Origin of the sequence: Streptomyces sp. NPDC001270 (assembly GCF_042896695.1) — a bacterium.
Taxonomy (GTDB): Bacteria; Actinomycetota; Actinomycetes; order Streptomycetales; family Streptomycetaceae; genus Streptomyces.
In genome coordinates, this window is record NZ_JBIAXM010000033.1 from 53,118 (window position 1) to 69,738 (window position 16,621).

Here is a 16,621-nt window from a genome sequence, read left to right on the forward strand (position 1 = left end):
CACGGTCCCGTCGACGGGGCGTGTGGCGTGAAGGCCGACGGGCGTGCGGCGTGAGGGTCGTACCCGTGGGCGGCGACGGCAACCGGTTGCCGGCCTTGGCCGAGGAGGAAGTGAGAGGAAGCGCCGGAGCCGACCCGGCGCACTGCTCGCATTCTTCTGGAAGCCCGTGCCGCGCTCGCGGCGATAGGTTCCCTGCCATGACTGAACTGGGATCCGTCGCCTGGCCACCTGCCCCGATCAAGACCGAGCGGCTCGTGCTCCGTGTGCCCGAGGCCCGGGACCGTGCGGTGTTCATCGAGCTGTTCACCTCGCCGCAGGTGGGCGCCTACATGGGCGGCCCTCGACCGCGTGACGAGTGTGAGCGCGCGTTGCCCGAGACACCGGAGAGGCGGCCCGGCCGTTTCGTCATCGAGCTGGACGGAGCGATGATCGGCACCATCGAGCTCAACCGGCGCGACGCGGACCATCGGAGCCATGTCCGTCCGGATGCCGGGGAGGCCGAGCTCGGCTACCTGCTCCTGCCGGAGGCATGGGGACGCGGGTACGCCGCCGAGGCGTGCGCGGCGGCGCTCGACTGGTTCGCCGACGCCCTTCCCGGCGACCCGGTGGTGCTCTGTACCCAGACCGCCAACGAGCGCTCGATGCGCCTCGCGGTGAAGCTGGGGTTCACCGAGGTGCAACGGTTCGAGGAGTGGGGCGCCGAACAGTGGATGGGCGTACGGTTCCCGGTCACGCCGCCCGCTTGAACTCGTACCCCCGACGGCACTGACCGGCTCGGGTCCCGGCGGCATGCCGCGTGCCGCACGACGTGCCACGGACGGTGTGCCGCGTGCCACCGGGGGCGGCACCAGCCGGCCGAACGGGGAACTCCTCGACGGGTGGGCTGAGACACGCGCCGGTGGCGGCCGCCCGAGGCTGTTGTCCTTCCGGTCCTGAGGACTGTGTCCTCACCGGTCGGGCCGAACCCGAAGGGTCATACGGCGCGGGGGCGCAGTCTGCGGGCCGCGGGTACGGCGAGGGCGGCGAGGACTCCGGTGACGGCGAACACGCCCAGCAGCGCGCCCCGCGTGGTCGAGCCGTGGGCGTGCGCGATCGCTATGGCCGCGCCGCCCGCGCCGCTGATCAGAGCGGTGGACAGGGTCTGGGCGAGCTGGAGGCCGGCGCTGACCGCGCCCTCCTGGCCGGAGGCGGCCTGTTCCATGGTGTCGGTGGTGGCCGCGTTGAACGCCACGCCCATGCCGAGACCTCCGACGGCCCAGCCGGCGAGGGCGAACAGGGCGGGCACGGCAGGGAGGAGCATGGCCAGGGCGGTGACCAGCAGGCCCGCGAACAGGACCACGCAGCCGAGCGCCACGCTCCGCCCCCGACCCCGCACTTTTCCGTCGCCGGCGGCGCGGGTGTCGTGCCGGGCCTGGAGCGCGGATCCGGCGACCCAGGTGAGCGCACCCACGGACAGGCCGAGGCCGGCCTGGGTGGCGCTGAGGTGGCGCAGTTCCGTCAGCCCGAGCGGAATGAACGCTTCGCTGCCGAAGTACACGGCGCACAGCAGCCCGCGCACCACGATGCCCGCGCCCACGCCCGGACGCAGGGACAACGTCCCGGGCGGGGTGACCCGGCGCAGCGACGCCAGCGCCACGGCCAGACCGGCCAGTGCCAGGACCACCAGCAGGAGTACGGCGCGCAGGGACAGTGCCCACAGAAGGACGGTGGTCGCGGCGGTCAGGGCGCAACTGGCGGCGACAGGACCCTGCCACCAGCGGCCGTCCTGGCCGGCGTCAGAAGCGTCAGAGATGTCAGAGATGTCAGAGGTGTCGGAGGCGGCGGGACGGCCGAGGCCGCGGATCGGCGGGAGCGCGAGCAGCGCGGCGGCGGTGGTCAGGGGCAGCATGAGCAGGAAGACACCTCGCCAGTCCGCCGCGTCCGCGATCCACGCGGCGAGGGCGGGCCCGACCAGGGACGGCAGGGTCCAGGCCGAGGACAGCAGAGCGAACATCCGCGCCCGCAGCCGCTCCGGGTAGGCCAGCCCGACCACCGTGTAGGCCATGCCCATGATGGCGCCGACGCCCAGACCCTGTGCAGCCCGCCCGGCGAGGAACAGCGGCCAGCTGCCCGCGGCGCCCGCGAGCAGACAGCCGGCGGTGAAGACCACCAGGCCCAGCAGAAGGGGACGCCGGACGCCTGTCCGGTCGGCGGACCGGCCGGCGGCCACCGTGCCGACGATGTTGGCGAGCATCAGGGTGGACAACCCCCACCCGTAGGAGTCGAGGCCGCCGAGCGCACGGGCGATCTCGGGCAGCACGGTGGCGATGCTCAGGGATTCGAAGGCCACCAGGGCGACGCTGAGGATCACTCCGCAGGTCAGGGCTCTGTAAGGCCGGGCGAAGACGCCGTCGGCCGTCCCCGTGGCAGGGGTTTCGGTCCAGGAGGTCACAGCACGCACACCTCTCTAATTTAATTACGTTCTGGATCGGAACGTAAATGTAAACCTATACTGCCTCCATGGCCAAACCCGCTCACGATGCCCAGGAACGCCTGTCCCAGGGCAGGCCCCGCGACGAACGCATCGACGCCGCGGTCCCGAAGGCCGTACTGGAACTGCTCCAGGAGAACGGGTACTCCGGTCTGACCATGGACGCCGTCGCGGTACGGGCCCACACCAGCAAGCCGGCCCTCCGCCGGCGCTGGCGATCCAAGCAGCACCTCGTCGTGCACGCGCTGGCCGGCGTCGCGGGGACTGCCCCCACACCCGACACCGGCTGCACCCACTGCGACCTGGTCGAGGGCATCACCACGCTGAGCGAGGCGTTCGCCGAGCCTGTCGGGCGCCGGGTCCTGCCCGCCCTCGTCGCCGACCTGGCCGACGACCCGGAGCTGGACACCGAGTTCCGGGAGAGGTTCTTCCACCCCCGCCGGGCCTCCACGGCAGCCGCCCTGCGCCGGGGCATCGAACACGGCGACCTCCGGCCGGACATCGACATCGACCTGCTGTTGGACATGCTCGCTGCCACCACTTACTACCGGGTCCTGTTCGGGCACCTCCCGATCACCGCCACACTCGCCGAGGACGTGGTCAGAGCCGTCCTGACCGGCGCCGCCACCGACAACTGGCGGGCCCGGTGGCACCACTGACCGACCGCCCCGGCCGGGCAGCCCGACAATCCAGAGGCAGCCCCCGTACCCGCTTCACGAGGTAAGCAGGGGCAGCCGAACTGCTTGGCCGTGGCGTTTCGTTGACGGAAGATCCGCCAGCCTCGGACCGGCACCCGGTCCGGGGCGCACGGACCGGGTGTTCCGGGCGGGGCGCACCGCCTAGCGGCGTGCAAGATCCTGGCCCAGGCTGACGGCAGGAACAGTGGTCGCCGCGACGTACCCCCGACCCGTCGGGAAGTGCCCGGTCGGCGAGCGTGCGTCCCTGACGTGGAACGCATCGAGGGTTTCCTGGGCCGAGCGCAGCCGAACGGCCCGACCGCCACGCAGACTCGCTCGCGCGTGCCGCGCTTCCCGGCCGGCCGCGGGCCGGGCCGCTCAGCGGCGGCTCGGCGCGAGCAGCGGACCGACCGTCGTAGCCGCTCGGCGCGGGGTGGGCCTCACCCGGTGGTACCTCCGTCGACGGGGATGCACGCGCCTGTGATGCCGGAGCCCGCGTGGGAGGCGAGGAGCAGGACGGCGGCGGCGACCTCCTCGGGCCGGGTGAGACGGCCGGTGGCGGTGCGGCCGGTGAAGTGGCGGATCAGGCCGGGATAGTCGGTGCCGAGGACGCGGGCGGCCCGGGGCCCCTGTTCGGTGAACCAGTCGGTCTCGACGGCGCCGGGACACACGCAGTTGGCGGTGACACCGTACGGGCCCGTCTCCTTGGCCAGGACCCGGGTGAATCCGATCAGCGCGTGCTTGGCGGTGGCGTAGGCGCACAGGCCGGGGTCCGGGTCGCGGCCTTCCACGGAGGAGATGTTGATGACGCGCCCTGAGCGCTGTGGGATCAGGTGGGTCAGGGCGCGGCGGGTGGTGTAGAGGGCGGAGTCGAGGTTGAGGGCGAGAGTGTGGTGCCAGGTGTCGTCGGTGATGTCGGCGACGGTGGCGAAGTCGGTGGCCCCGCCGACGTTGTTGACGACGATGTCGAGGTGTCCGTAGCGGTCCACGGTCTCGTCGACCGCGCGCTCGGCGTCGGCCCGGTCGGTGGCGTCGGCGACGCACAGGGCGACGTCGTCCCCGGCGTCCAGCCGGGTGAGGGCGGCGCGGCCGCTGTCCGCCGAGCGGCCGGTAATGACGAGCCGGGCGCCGTGGGCGTGGAGGGTGTGGGCGATGGCCAGTCCGATGCCGCGGGTGGCTCCGGTGATCAGTGCGGTCCTGCCGGTGAGGTCCATGCGCTCTCCCGTCGTGGGCTGCGTGGCGGGTGGTGGTGGACGGCGAGGGTGATGGTGTGCGGCGTCCCGGGAAGGCTCAGGGGCAGCAACTGCCAGCCGAGCGGGGCCGGGTCGTGGCCCAGCCGGACCAGGGCGGGCCGGGGGTACAGGGCGACCTCCACATCGACGAGGGCACGCGGGAGAGGCCAGCCCAGGGCCTTGGCGATGGCCTCCTTGGCCGTCCACAGGGCCAGGAAGTCCCCCTTGCGTGCGGTCGCGGGCCGGTCCGTCAGCGCGGCGCGCTCGTCCGGGTGGAGGGCGTAGTGGAGCAGGACCGGCGGCGGGAGCGAGGTCAGGTGCTCGACGTCGATGCCGATCCGGGTGCCGCCGCAGGGCGTTGCGATGAGTGCGGCCACGGTGACGGGGCCGCTGTGGGCGGCGGTGAGGCGCAGGGGCGGCAGGTTCTGTTCCGGTGCGAGCGCGGGGCGGCCGAGCCGGTCCCGGACGACGGTGACGGTGTCGGGCGGTCGGGCCTGCTGCGCCGCGACGGCGTGGCGCAGCAGGGCCCGGCCGGGCAGCGGAGGCCCGTGCGGGGCGATGTGCCACCAGAGGTCGGCCGGGCCTGCCGCCGAGGTCACCCGGCGGTGGCGGATGCCGGCGGGTGCGCGGTCCGGCGGTGTCATGTGCCGACGGCCTGGTCGTGGTCGCCGGCCGAGGCCGGCGTCTCCTGTGTGGTCGGTGTGCGGGAGCGGGCCGGGACGTGGGCGAGGACGGTGGCGCGCAGGCCGGAGATCTGGGCGATGACGCGGCCGTCCTGGGTGGAGGCGGTGCTGGTGGCGGTGGCGGGCGAGTGGTGGAGCCGCAGCCCGGCGGGGTGGGTGCGGACGAGGTCGTGGTCGTCACCGTGTTCGTACAGGGTGATGCGTTCGATGTGGTGGGGGACGGCGACCGTGTGATGTCCGTCCGGGGTGGGCTGGAGGGCGGGGGTGCGGGCGAGGCCGTCCAGGAGGACGGCCGGGGTGGAGAGCCGGGGCAGCGCGGACAGTTGCGGCGGGCCGGGACGCCAGCGGGCGGTGGTGCCGGTGCCGGTGGTACGGCACTGGTCGGTGGCGCGGAAGGCACCGGTGAGCAGGACCGGGGAGGCGGCGTCGTAGTACGGGTCGTCGACCGTGCGGTGGGCTCCGGTGAGCGGGCCGTACGGCTCGGGCAGCGGGACCGGCCCGCCCAGCCGGACCGTGGCGCGGAAGTGCTCCCGGTCGCGGGACAGGACGCGTCCGTCGGGGGCGACGACGTCGGAGCGGATGGTCACGCTGACCGCGCAGGCCGTCCTGGAACCGCGACGGCGGGCCGCCACACGGTACCGGGCGGGTCTGCCGTCGGAACGGGCGCGGACCCAGGCGCTGAAGGCGAGGTCGTCGACGGCACGTGGCGGCAGCCCGGGAGCCAGGGTCCGGGCCGCCTGGACCGCGATGTCGGCCAGCAGCACACCCGGCACGGTGGGTCTGCCGTCCACCAGGTGGTCGCGCAGGAAGCCGTGGGCGTCCAGGTCGAGGACCAGGTCCCAGGTGGCGTGGTCGGCGCGGCGGGTGACGGGTCCGTCGAGGAGGCCGGCCGGGGTGGCTCCGCCGGGCGGTGGGACCGGGACGGGTTCGCGGCCTGGTGGGGCCGGGACAGGGGCGGCCGGCGGCCGGGAAGGGACGTCGTCATCGGTGGCACGTGATGGGTGCGCAGGGGCGGCCGGGGAGATCCGGCCAGGGTTCCCGGTGGTGCGCAGACCCGGGAAAAGGGTGTCGAAGGAACGGTGTTCGGCGTCGCCGATGAAGGTGACGAGCCGGTCGTTCCCGCTCTCGCCGCTCTCGCCGCTCTCGCCGGGGGCGCGGCGGCGCAGTTCGGTCAGGAAGTGGGTGACTCCTTCGGCGGTGGTCATGCGGGACAGGCGCGCGGTGCGGGCGGTGTGGGCCTGGACGATGGCTCCGGAACCGAGACCGGTCTCGTCCCAGATGGTCCAGGCGATGGTGAATTCGCCGTCGGCGCCGACGTGGGCGGCGGCGGACAGGAAGTCGTTGGCGGGGGAGTAGTCGCTCTCGCCGGGCAGGCCGGCGATACCGGTGACGGAGCCGAAGTTGCACCACAGGCGCGGGGTCAGGGCACCGGTGAACGTGGCGCGCAGATGGTGGTGGCCGAACAGCTTGACGTCGCGGATGCGGCGCATGCCGGGCAGCGTCTTGCGGGTGATGTCGCCGGGGTGGTGGAGTCCCGCACCGTTGACGAGGAGGTCGACGTGGCCTTCCCGGGCGCGGACGGCGTCGGCCAGAGCCTGTACGGCGTTCGCGTCCGTGACGTCACAGGTGTGGAAGTGGACCTGGCCGGCGCCGCACGACTCGCCCAGGGCCCGCAGGGTCAGGGCGGACTCACGGGCGTGCAGGAGACGGTCGAAGGCGGCGCTGATCTCGCCCACCGGCCGCTGTGGCGTGCGGGAGCGCTGGTCGGTGATGTAGCGGGCGCGGGCCGCGGGCAGTTCCTGGTCGGGGGCGTGCAGCAGGCCGTCCGGCAGGTCGGCGGGGCGGCTCGACCCGACCAGGTGGACCCGCAGGGGCACATGGCGTGCCAGGCCGAGCAGGCAGGCGGCGGTGATGCCGCGGGCACCCCCGGTGGCCACGACCACCGCTCCGGGGGCGAGCGGCAGGGGTCCGTCGGCCGTGGCAGGGATGTTCTCCGTGATTCGCTGGACGAAACGGGTGGCGCCGCGGTGACGGACCACGGGCAACCCGTCGGCTGGGCGGGCGAGTTCGTCCTCCAGGGCGGCCAGTACGGTCCGGGGCCGGGTGCTGTCACCGACCACCGCGCGCACGGTGCAGCCGCTCAGCTCCCAGGCCAGGGACTTGACGAAGCCGGTGAACAGATGCGCGTGCGGGGCGGCCTCCGCTCCGAGGTACGGCGCCGTCACCCCCACGGCGACGGTGCCGCCCGTGGTGATCCGGTCGCGCAGTCGGCGGACCGCCCAGAACGCCGCCTCCTGCACGGCCAGCACGCCGGCGGTGGGCGGGGCGGGCCAGGCGGGTGCCGAGTGCAGGTCGGCGACGACCCGCAGATGCCGGAACCCTTCCGGGCTGACGCGCAGGACACGGTCGACGGCCTCCTGCGGGTCCTGGTCCCCGTCGACGGCGACCAGGCGGCAGTGGTCGCCGGCGTCGACCAGGGCGCGCAGGTCGCTCGCGTACCGGGAGTCGGTGACGACCAGGGTGCGGGCCGGCAGTGGCCGCGCCCCGGTGCCGCACGGTCCGGCCGCCTCCCAGCTCAGGGTGTGCCGCCAGGTGACCGCTACCGCGGTGCCTTCGGCGGGGTGGGCCGGATCCGTGACCGTCGGATCGGGGGGCGCCGGAAAGGCGGACGCCGGATCGGTGGGCGCAGGATCGAGGGTCGTCGGATCGGTGGACGTCGGATCCGTGACCGTCGGACGGGGGTACGTCGGTTCCGGGCGCGTCGGGGTCGTCGTAGGCGCCGCGGCGGCCGACGCGGGGACCGGGACGTGGGTGACGAGGTGCCGCAGGACGGCTATCAGGTCGTCGGCTCCCAGGTAGCTCCACCCGTCCGGTTCGCGATGCTCGGCGGGCAGCCGGTCCAGCAGGGCGCCGAGGCCGGCGAGCTGGGGCCAGCCGCGGGCACGGGCGACGGAGGCGCGGGTGAGCACGAGCGCGAAGGCCCCTTCGGCCGGCTCGCGGGATTCGCCGATGTCGTGCAGGCGCGCGGACAGCGGGCCGGCGGCGCCGTTGGCGCCCAGCACCAGCGCCAGTTCCAGTTCCCCGCGCCGCAGATGGGCGGCGGCGGCCCTGAGGGCGCTGCGGCCCGAGGTGAGCCCGGTGTCGAGGGTCATCGTGGGGCCGTGCAGGTCGTGCAGGGCGGCGACCCGGGCGGGGATCACGTTCGGCATCAGGCCGGCCAGGGTGTCCTCCCCGCAGCCGGTGCGCTCGCGCACCGCGTCGAGGAACGCCGCGGTGGCCCTGCGCAGTTCGGCGCGGTCGAGCCCGCTGGGTGCCGGGCGCGTGGCTGCCTCGGCCAGCGAGGCGGCGTGGCAGCGGACGGTCAGGTCGGGTGACACGGCGGGGACACCGGTGTGGGCGGCGAAGACCCCGCAGGTCTCGCGCAGCCCCTCCCACCAGGGCGAGGTGTTCGGCGGGACGAGTGCGGCGACGGCCTGCAGCGCCATCAGCTGGGCCCGGTCGACGGCCGCTGCGGTGCGCGCGGGGAGGGGTACCTTGGCGAAGGAGGGGAGCGGATAGCGTGCTCCGAACGAGCGCCGTGCCGCGGGAGCGCGTCCGTCGGCCAGACGGCGGGCGACGTCCGCCACGTCCGGGGTCTCGGGCAGGTGGGCCGACCAGGCCACGACGACCACCGGGTCGTCGTCGACGGTGGCGGGCAGGGAGGCCGGCGCGGCCTCGCCGGGCCGGGGCGCGTCCTGGAGCAGGAGATGGCCGTTGGTCCCGCCGAACCCGAACGCCGACACCCCCACCGTCCGTGGCCGGTCGGCCGGGCGCGGCCAGGGCACCGGTTCGGTCGGTACCCGCAGCGGCGGCGCGTCGTCGGGGCAGCGGTAGGGGATCTGCGGAGGGATCGTGGAGTGCGCCATGCCTTGCAGGGCATGGACGACCGACACCGCACCCGCCGCCCAGCCGGTGTGGCCGAACACCGACTTGTTCGACGTGCACCAGGCGTGGGGCAACTGCTCCGACAGCACACCGCGTTCGACCCGGTCGCCCACCGGGGTGCCGGTGGCATGGGCGATCACCCAGTCGATCTGCTCCGGTGAGACGCCGGACACGGCTCGGGCGCGGGCCAGCGCCCGCTGCTGACCGGTGGCGTTGGGGGCGTGCACGGCCCGGCCACGCCCGTCGGACGCCGCGCCGAAACCGGCCAGCACCCCCAGGACGTGATCGCCGTCGGCCCGGGCGGCATCCAGCCGTTTGAGGGCGACGAACGCCGCCCCGTCGGCGAACAGCACCCCGTCCGCGCGCGCGTCGAAAGCACGGACCGCACCCGAACGGCTCAGCCCGCGCAGTTGGGAGAACAGCACGCTGTAGCGCGCTCCCAGGGAGAACACCCCGCCGCACAGGGCGAGGTCCAGTTCCCCGTCCAGAAGGGCGCGGGCGCCCAGGCCGATGGCGTACAGCGAGGAGGAGCAGGCCGTGTCGACGACCTGCACCGGCGCCGGCGCGGGAAGCAGCGACGCGACGGCGGCACGCAGAGCAGCCGGTGGCAGGTGTCGGGCGGGCGTGCCCGCGTACGGGTGGACGGACCGCAGCCAACGGACGAGCAGCGCCCGCAGCGCCTCGGGGTCCTCGGTCGCGCCCGGGTCCCAGTGCTCCGCGATGCCGTCGGCGGCGGTCTCGACGAGCAGGCTCTCCTCCACATGCTGCGATCCCTCGGCCCAGGCACCGGTGAAGCACGCGGTACGGACGCCCGCGCCGGACGCCAGGCGCGGGGCGTCGCACTGGAGAAGCGCGGTCCGCGTCCAGGCGGTGAGGAAGTCCTCTGCGGTGTCCGATGCGGTGTCCGATGGGGTGTCCGGCGCGGGGCGGACGTAGCCGGCGACCCGGCTGTAGGTGCGGTCCACGACGTCCTCGGAGGACCAGAAGTGCTCCAGGGGGAACCGCTCTCCCGGCTCGCTGAACTGCGGTACGCCTTCCATCAGCCGTTGCCGGAGCGCCTCCGGTCCCTCGGCGCCCGGAGCCACCAGGCCCATGCCCACCACGGCCACCGTGCGTGCCGTCGTCCGCCTGCCGTCACCGCTGACCTTGGCCGCGGTGCGTGGCGTCGCCCGCTTCGTGCCGTCACCGTCCCGTCCCGCTGCCGCTGCGGCCGTCCCGCGACGGCCGACGGGTGCCGGGGCGGCGGAGGGCGCGGGCCGCGGGGCGGATACGGCGGCCGGGGTGGACAAGGCGGCCGGGCCGCCGGGGCTGCCGAGGGCCGGTGCTTCGGCAGAGGTGGCAGGTCGTACGGCAGCGGGGGCTGGGTCGCCGGGGGCCGGCACCTTGGCGGTGGCGGTGGCCGGGAGCGGTGCGGGGGCGGTGTGCGGAGGGTCTGCGGGCGGGTTCTCGGCCGGAGCGGTGGGTGGTGCGGGGCGGCGCGGGGTGAGCATGGCGCGGCCCACGGACAGGCCGCCGTCGGCCAGCAGGCACTGTCCGGAGATCCAGCGGGCCTGCGGAGAGGCGAGGAAGGACACCAACTGGGCAAGGTCGTCCTCGTGTCCCACCCCGCCGAGCGGGGCCGCCGCGGCACAGGTCGCCCGCAGAGCGTCCGCATCGGGGAACAGCCCGGCCGTGGCATTGTCCAGCAGCCCGGCCGAAGCGGTGTTCACCCGGATGCCCAGCGGGCCGAGATCGGCGGCCAGATACCGGGTCATCGCCTCCAGCGCCGCCTTGCAGACCCCCACCAACAGGTAGTTGTCCATGGCCAGTCCTGCGCCGATGGACGAGACGTTCACGATGGCTCCGCCGCCGCGCGCGGCCATCAGCGGTGCCGCTTCCAGAGCACACCAGCGGGCTCCGTGGACGTTGGTGTCCAGCGCCCGCTGCCACTCGGTGTCGGTGAGGTCGTCGAAGCGGGCGAACACGCCCCGCGCGGCGTTGTTGACCACGATGTCCACGCCGCCGTGCCGCTCGGCCAGCGCCGCGAACATCGCGGTCACCTGATCGCGCTTGGCGACACTGGCCCGTAGTGCCTCCGCCCGGCCCCCGGCGGAGCGGATCGCCGCGACGGTCTCGTCGGCGGCCCGCGGCGAGTGGAAGGAGTTCACCACCACGAGCGCGCCGTGCCGGGCGAGTTCCCGGCTGATGGCCGCCCCGGCGCCCTTGCCGCCCCCGGTCACCAAGGCGATCTTTCCGCTCAGGTCCCGAGCCGCGGGCACATCGGGCCGACCGCTCATGCCGACACCCCCGCGCGCGTGGCGTGTGCGGGCAGCGCGCTCAGGAGCCCGGCCAGCGCGTCCAAGGTGGTGTAGCTGGTCAGACGGGAGCCGTCAGCGGGCAGGGTACGTCCGAAATGAGCGGCGGCCCGGGCGAAGAGTTCGGTCTGTTTGATCGAGTCCACGCCCAGATCGGCTTCCAGATCGGCGTGGTCGGTCAGGACTTCGGGCGGGTAGCCCAGGGCGTTCGCGTACAGGGTCCGCAGGGTGGCCACGACGGACCGGCGGTCCGGGAGCGGCGCCGCACTCGACGAGGGTTCCTCGGTCGCGGTGCCGACGGCAACCGTGGTCGCGGCCGGGGCCGCGGTCGTGACCGCAGTCTCGGTGGCTGCGGATGCATCACGCGTGCCCGCCGCCGTACGGTCGTGGGCCGCGCCGACCGGGGCCCACGCCGGGCCGGGCCGGTGAACAGGAGCCGCCGGGGGAGCGGACGTCAGATCGTGCAGAGCGTCGGCCAGTTCGGATCCGCTGGCGCGGCGGCGCAGTGGCGCGACCACCCGTACGCCCGGCACCGTCGCCGTCACCAGGTCACTGAGCACGCCGCGAGGGCCGCACTCCACGAACACCTCCACGCCCTGCGCGTGCAGCAGGCGGACGGCGCCGGTGAACCGTGTCGGACGCACCAGGTGGGCGGCGACCAGGTCCGCCACCGCGTCGGTGTCGTCGACCCGTCGTCCGAGGATCGCCGAGTGCAGCAGGTACCGAGCCGGCCCGGCCCGCAATGAGGTCGCCCGGCGGGTGAAGTCGCCCGCCACGGCGGCGAGTATGCGGTGATGGAAGGCGTACGGGACCCGCAGCGCGGTCGTGGTGATGCCGATCGCCTCGGCGGCTTGCCGTACCCGGCCCAGGGGTCCGACGGGGCCGGACAGCACGCACTGGCGGGGGCTGTTGTCCGCTGCCAGGGTCACCTCCCACTCACCGAGGCCCACCAGCAGTCCCGCGGCCCGGGACGCGGAGACGTCCAGCGCCAGCATGCCACCGGGTTCCGGCGGGCGGGCCGCGAACGCCTCGTCGCGGGCGGCGACCAGCGCCATGCCCTCCTCCAGCCCGTACACGCCGGCCGCGGTCAGGGCGACCAACTCGCCGAAACTGTGTCCCAGCAGCACGTCCGGACGCAGCCCATGGCGCTCCGTCAGCAGCCGGAAGAGCACCATCTCGGCGGCGAACAGCGCCGTGTGCAGGTCCGCGGGTGCCTCGTCCACCAGCTCGGACAAGGTCGGCGCCGCCTCGTCCAGGAGGAACCGGGACGGGGCGCTCCGCCCCAGACGGACAGCGGTGCTGTCCAGAAGACGCAGCGTCTCCTCGACCAGCGGTTCATCGACGGCGAGCCGGGTGAGGACAGCGGGCAGGTAGGCCCCCTGCCCCGGGAACACGACAGCGCAGCGCTCGGCCACAGCAACTCCTCCACACAGAGCGACACCGGAAGAATTCCGAGAGGGCCCGTGCCGTCCGCGCTGCGCGGGCAGCGCCCGGCGGCGCGGGAGCGGGGAAGGGGAGACAGGGGAGGCAACGGCACCGCCGGCGGCTCCGGTCTCGGGGTGCCGCACCGGCCGCGCTCAGGGGCGGACGGCGGGGCGTGTGCAGGAGATGCCGTGTGACAGCCGGAACAAGAACCAGGACGGGGACCGGAGCGAGGGCCGGATCGAGGGCCAGGACAACAATCAGGACATGACGCGGACGAGAGCCAGAACAGGGACCGGAAAAGGGAACCAGAACCGGAAAAGGAACCAGGGCGAACGCCTGCCCCCATGCACACGCATATTGAGCATCCCGCCGTGAATGCCCGCAGTCATCACCCACACGGGTGACGAGGGGGCGGCGGCGACCAGAATCCGCCAGCCGAACGCGCGGGGTTGGCCCCGTCCGCTACGACCGGGCGCTCCCAGGCAACGGAGTGCGCTTCTTCGTGACGGAGGAGGCGGCCGTACCGACCCGGTGCCCTCGCATGCTCTCGCTGCGACTGCGCCGGGCCGGTGGCCTCGTGTCGCGGGTGCCCCGGTGTTCCCGGGTCGCCGGGTGTTGTGGTGTTGGCTCGGGTGGCCGAGGCGGAGCGGGGCGGTGTGCGGGGAAAAAGCGGGGCGGAAGCGGGGCGAGAGGCCGGCCATGGCGGGCGCGGCCGGGCCGGCCATGGCCGTTGTCATCGAGCAGCTCACCTGCGGGCGTCCGCTCGCGGTCGGTGACCGCTGCCTGACGGGGTGGACCGACAGGCGAGGAGTGTCAGCCGGTGACGGTTTCCCAGACGGGGAGCCAGACGTCGTTGGGCGCTCCGTTTGCGGTGCAGGTGTACTGGATCAGGGGGTTGCCCTTGCCGACGCCTCCCCTGACGTTGAGGCACTTGTTGCTGGACCTGGCGACGATCTGGTAGCCGATGCCCTTGGGCACGAACTTCCACTGCTCGTTCGCGGCGTTGCCGCAGGTGTACTGGATGATGTCGGTGTCGTTCTCGTTGCCTCCGCCCTTGACGTTGAGGCACTTGCCGCTGTGCACCGCGCGGAAGCGGTAGTAGCCGCCCGAGACCGCCTCGGGTTCCCACCGCTCGTTGTCCGTCCTGGACAACGGCCACTGGATGACGCGGGCGCCGTTCTCCTGCGAAGCGCCGCTGACGTTGGCCACCTGGCCGGGGTCGGAGGCCAGCCGCAGGGTGACCTGCTGGACCTGAACCGCCTGGGACGAGAGCGCCTGCGAAGGCTGGGCGGTGGCCGAGACGTGGGAACCGAGCACCAGTCCCGCGCCGGCCGCCGCGGCGCCGAGGGCCACGGTCCACCGCTTGCGTGCCGTCATGGCGAATCCTTTCCGAGGAGGAGAGGGCAGAGCCCTCGAAACGACCGACAGCAAAGAGTAATTAGCTGGTTACGTAAAGGCGCGATCTATGCGTTTTCGGTCAGTTGCACCGAGCTGGTTTGGCGCGTCGAGGCGCATGGGTAGCCGCGTCGGCGTGTCGGCCGACAGCGGGCCGGGGACGGGGTCCGCACCTCTCGACGGCCGGTGGAAGCTGGCCGGTTCACGAGATGCGGAATCGTTTTTCCTCGGTCGGGCGGTCACTAGCGCGAGGGATGCGGAGGGGCGCCAGGCTGACGCGTCGATGGCACGGCCGCACATGCGGGTGCGGGATGCGGGTCCTCGGGCGAAGGCGGAGGCGGCATGAGTACGAACGTGCCGACGACCTGGGCGGACGAGGTTTCCGCAAGGGCGGAGCTGAACTGCGGTACGAGCCGTACCGGCAGAAACCCGCCCGGTGGACGGTGGCGCAGCAGGATGTGACCGTTCCGGTGATCCTGGAGAGGTGACCCCTCGTACCTCTCCGCAGGAACCAGACGCCCGGCGATCGACCGGCAGGGCCCGGACCGACTACACCGGCGCGATCTACGGCTCGCTCCTGGCCGCTTCAGTGATTGCCGGGGCCAGCGCGCTCGGCCCGTTCCCGCGCCTTGAGCTGGTGGTGATCCTGCTGTGCACCGGCGTGGTGTTCTGGGCCGCCCACGTCTACGCCGACGTCGTCGGCAACCGGCTGAGCCACCAGGTCCTGACCTGGCAGGAGGTCCGACAGGTCGGCGCCCGCGAGTGGCCGATCGTGCAGGCGGCCGTGCCACCGGCCGCCGCCCTTGTGATCAGCCCGCTCCTGGGCCTGGGGCTCACTGGCACGGCCTGGCTGGGGCTCGGCGTCGCCGTGGCCGAGCAGGTCGCCTGGGCCGGCGCCGCGGCCCTCCGGGCCGGTGCCTCCCGCCTCGCGGTGGCGTCCGCCGGGGCCGTCAACCTCGTGCTCGGGCTGAGCATCGTAGCTGCCAAGGTCGCGGTCCAGCATTGAGCACGCGAGGCTGTCGGGTCCTGGATCCACGGTGTCGGTGAAGGGCGTGATCGGTTTCCCTCGCCGTCCACGATGAAGTGCTTCCCCGGCTCTCGGCCCGACCGGCATCGATGCCTCGCGCCGGCCAGGACCATGAACGGGATCCCGTGGATGCGGAAGTCCGTCTTCGAACTGGCCATGTCCGGAGCGGAAAGGACGCCGACCGGTGCATTCACGCCCTGGCAGACGCGGTGGGGGCGGCCGCCCGGACGGCAATGGCCGCGATGTCGTCGTCGAGACGGTTGCGGCTGTAGTGGACCAAGTCCTCGTGCAACTGCTCCAGCAGCCGGGACGGGGAGTCCACGTCCCACCGACCTGCATGCTGTATCAGTGGAAAGAATGCGCCGACGAGGTCGCGGGTCTCGGTGACCCCATCGGTGTAGAGCAACATCTGGTCCTCGACGGTGAAGGGGACGGTATCGATGCGGTAGTCCTCTCCGAGCAGTGTGCCCATGTTGATGGGCGGTGAGGGCGCCGTGGGGGTGACCTCACGGACCGTTCCCGCGTGGAACAACAGCGGAGGGGGATGTCCGCAGTTGACGAGTGCGATGGCCGCACCGTTGTCGGGGATCTCGGCGAGCAGGGCCGTGGCGAAGTACTCCGTCCGGTCGCCGGGCAACAGCGTCGTGTACCGGTTCATGCTCACGTCCAGTCGGCGTGCCAGCCGGGCCAGGTCCGGCTCGTCGTACGCGGCTTCCCGGAAGCAGCCGACGATGGCTGAAGCGGTGCCGACCGCGAGGAGGCCCTTGCCGCGCACGTCTCCGATGATCAGGCGGACGCCGTGGGACGTCTCCAGTGCTTCGTAGAAGTCGCCGCCGACGCGGGCCTGGGCCGCCGCCGCCAGGTACAGGGCCTCGATGTCCAACCGGCCGAGACGGTGCGGCATGGGACGCAGCAGGACCTTCTGGGTCGTCTCGGCCACGGAGCGGACGTCGGCGAGGGTCTGTTCCCGCTGCTGGCGCACGTGGCTCGCGTAGGCAGCCGCGGCGGTGGCGCCGGCGATCACTGCGAGGGTGAACAGGTGTGTGTGCGTGATCTCCCCCAGGTTGCCGGTGGACACGGCGATCACCACGTCGAGGGCCGCGGCGAGCACGCCGATGGTCACGGTTCCGGCCACCGGCCACACCGATGCGGCGAACGCAGGGGCCAGCGAGAGAAAGCGACTGAAGTAGAGATGACTCGGAGTCACAAACGCCAGCACGGTGATGATGGCCGTCAGTGCCAAGGGCGTCAGGAACGCCAGCGCCTCCCAGGGGCTGCCCGTATGGCGCCAAAAACGACCAAAATATTTCATTTAGGCAGTGTATGGGAAGGTTGTGTCAGGCAGCTCAGGACAGAGCCTTCGCCGACGCTGCTCATGAAGTCGGGTGTCACCCGCACGCGACACCTGAGATCGTCCGGACGTCGCAGTTCGGGCCGTGGGGGTCACACGTAGCGCGTCGTCCGGGCAGGTACAGAGGCAGGCATCGAGACAGC

Annotated in this window: 10 protein-coding genes; 3 read left to right on the forward strand and 7 right to left on the reverse strand. The window is 73.1% G+C overall.

Features of this window, described 5'->3' with window-relative positions; translation table 11 throughout:
- Positions 1 to 197 precede the first annotated feature (197 nt).
- Positions 198 to 746, forward strand: coding sequence for a GNAT family N-acetyltransferase (locus ACFY2B_RS37325; protein ID WP_390767490.1), 549 nt, complete (start codon positions 198 to 200; stop codon positions 744 to 746).
- Between the two features lie 227 nt (positions 747 to 973).
- On the opposite strand, the gene ACFY2B_RS37330 is transcribed toward ACFY2B_RS37325, so the two are convergent.
- Positions 974 to 2,431, reverse strand: coding sequence for an MFS transporter (locus ACFY2B_RS37330; RefSeq protein ID WP_390767491.1), 1,458 nt, complete (start codon positions 2,429 to 2,431; stop codon positions 974 to 976).
- 68 nt (positions 2,432 to 2,499) lie between these two features.
- On the opposite strand from ACFY2B_RS37330, the gene ACFY2B_RS37335 reads away from it, so the two are divergent.
- A complete protein-coding gene (locus tag ACFY2B_RS37335; protein ID WP_390767492.1) occupies positions 2,500 to 3,129 on the forward strand; it encodes a TetR/AcrR family transcriptional regulator in 630 nt (209 codons plus the stop codon).
- 458 nt (positions 3,130 to 3,587) lie between these two features.
- Here the strand turns inward: ACFY2B_RS37335 and ACFY2B_RS37340 are convergent, their stop codons facing one another.
- The 5 genes from ACFY2B_RS37340 to ACFY2B_RS37360 all read right to left on the reverse strand — a co-directional run bounded on the left by ACFY2B_RS37340 (position 3,588) and on the right by ACFY2B_RS37360 (position 14,082).
- Complete coding sequence (locus ACFY2B_RS37340; protein ID WP_390767493.1) at positions 3,588 to 4,361, reverse strand: SDR family NAD(P)-dependent oxidoreductase; 774 nt, start codon at positions 4,359 to 4,361, stop codon at positions 3,588 to 3,590.
- Entirely contained in the window at positions 4,334 to 5,023 is a 690-nt protein-coding gene (locus ACFY2B_RS37345) for a 4'-phosphopantetheinyl transferase family protein (RefSeq protein WP_390767494.1), read from the reverse strand. Before ACFY2B_RS37345 ends, ACFY2B_RS37340 begins: the two co-directional genes overlap by 28 nt.
- On the reverse strand, positions 5,020 to 11,262 hold the full coding sequence (locus ACFY2B_RS37350) for an SDR family oxidoreductase (RefSeq protein WP_390767495.1): 6,243 nt from the start codon (positions 11,260 to 11,262) through the stop codon (positions 5,020 to 5,022). The genes ACFY2B_RS37345 and ACFY2B_RS37350 overlap by 4 nt, the downstream gene beginning before the upstream one ends.
- Entirely contained in the window at positions 11,259 to 12,695 is a 1,437-nt protein-coding gene (locus ACFY2B_RS37355; RefSeq protein WP_390767496.1) for an acyltransferase domain-containing protein, read from the reverse strand. The genes ACFY2B_RS37350 and ACFY2B_RS37355 overlap by 4 nt, the downstream gene beginning before the upstream one ends.
- Positions 12,696 to 13,518: 823 nt before the next feature.
- Entirely contained in the window at positions 13,519 to 14,082 is a 564-nt protein-coding gene (locus ACFY2B_RS37360) for an RICIN domain-containing protein (RefSeq protein ID WP_390767497.1), read from the reverse strand.
- Positions 14,083 to 14,584: 502 nt separating this feature from the next.
- On the opposite strand from ACFY2B_RS37360, the gene ACFY2B_RS37365 reads away from it, so the two are divergent.
- The gene (locus ACFY2B_RS37365; RefSeq protein ID WP_390767498.1) at positions 14,585 to 15,106 is read left to right on the forward strand and encodes a hypothetical protein; all 522 of its coding nucleotides are present in this window, start codon (positions 14,585 to 14,587) and stop codon (positions 15,104 to 15,106) included.
- A gap of 211 nt (positions 15,107 to 15,317) precedes the next feature.
- Here ACFY2B_RS37365 and ACFY2B_RS37370 read toward each other — a convergent pair whose 3' ends face one another.
- Positions 15,318 to 16,439: a PP2C family protein-serine/threonine phosphatase gene (locus ACFY2B_RS37370; protein ID WP_390767499.1), complete on the reverse strand. Its 1,122-nt coding sequence runs from the start codon at positions 16,437 to 16,439 to the stop codon at positions 15,318 to 15,320.
- Positions 16,440 to 16,621 lie beyond the last annotated feature (182 nt).

What these genes read in the sequence shown, in the direction of transcription:
- ACFY2B_RS37335 (WP_390767492.1), top strand. Translation starts at nt 2,500, where the DNA reads ATGGCCAAACCCGCTCACGATGCCCAGGAACGCCTGTCCCAGGGCAGG.
- ACFY2B_RS37360 (WP_390767497.1), bottom strand. Translation starts at nt 14,082, where the DNA reads ATGACGGCACGCAAGCGGTGGACCGTGGCCCTCGGCGCCGCGGCGGCC.
- ACFY2B_RS37350 (WP_390767495.1), bottom strand. Translation starts at nt 11,262, where the DNA reads ATGAGCGGTCGGCCCGATGTGCCCGCGGCTCGGGACCTGAGCGGAAAG.
- ACFY2B_RS37340 (WP_390767493.1), bottom strand. Translation starts at nt 4,361, where the DNA reads ATGGACCTCACCGGCAGGACCGCACTGATCACCGGAGCCACCCGCGGC.
- ACFY2B_RS37325 (WP_390767490.1), top strand. Translation starts at nt 198, where the DNA reads ATGACTGAACTGGGATCCGTCGCCTGGCCACCTGCCCCGATCAAGACC.
- ACFY2B_RS37370 (WP_390767499.1), bottom strand. Translation starts at nt 16,439, where the DNA reads ATGAAATATTTTGGTCGTTTTTGGCGCCATACGGGCAGCCCCTGGGAG.
- ACFY2B_RS37345 (WP_390767494.1), bottom strand. Translation starts at nt 5,023, where the DNA reads ATGACACCGCCGGACCGCGCACCCGCCGGCATCCGCCACCGCCGGGTG.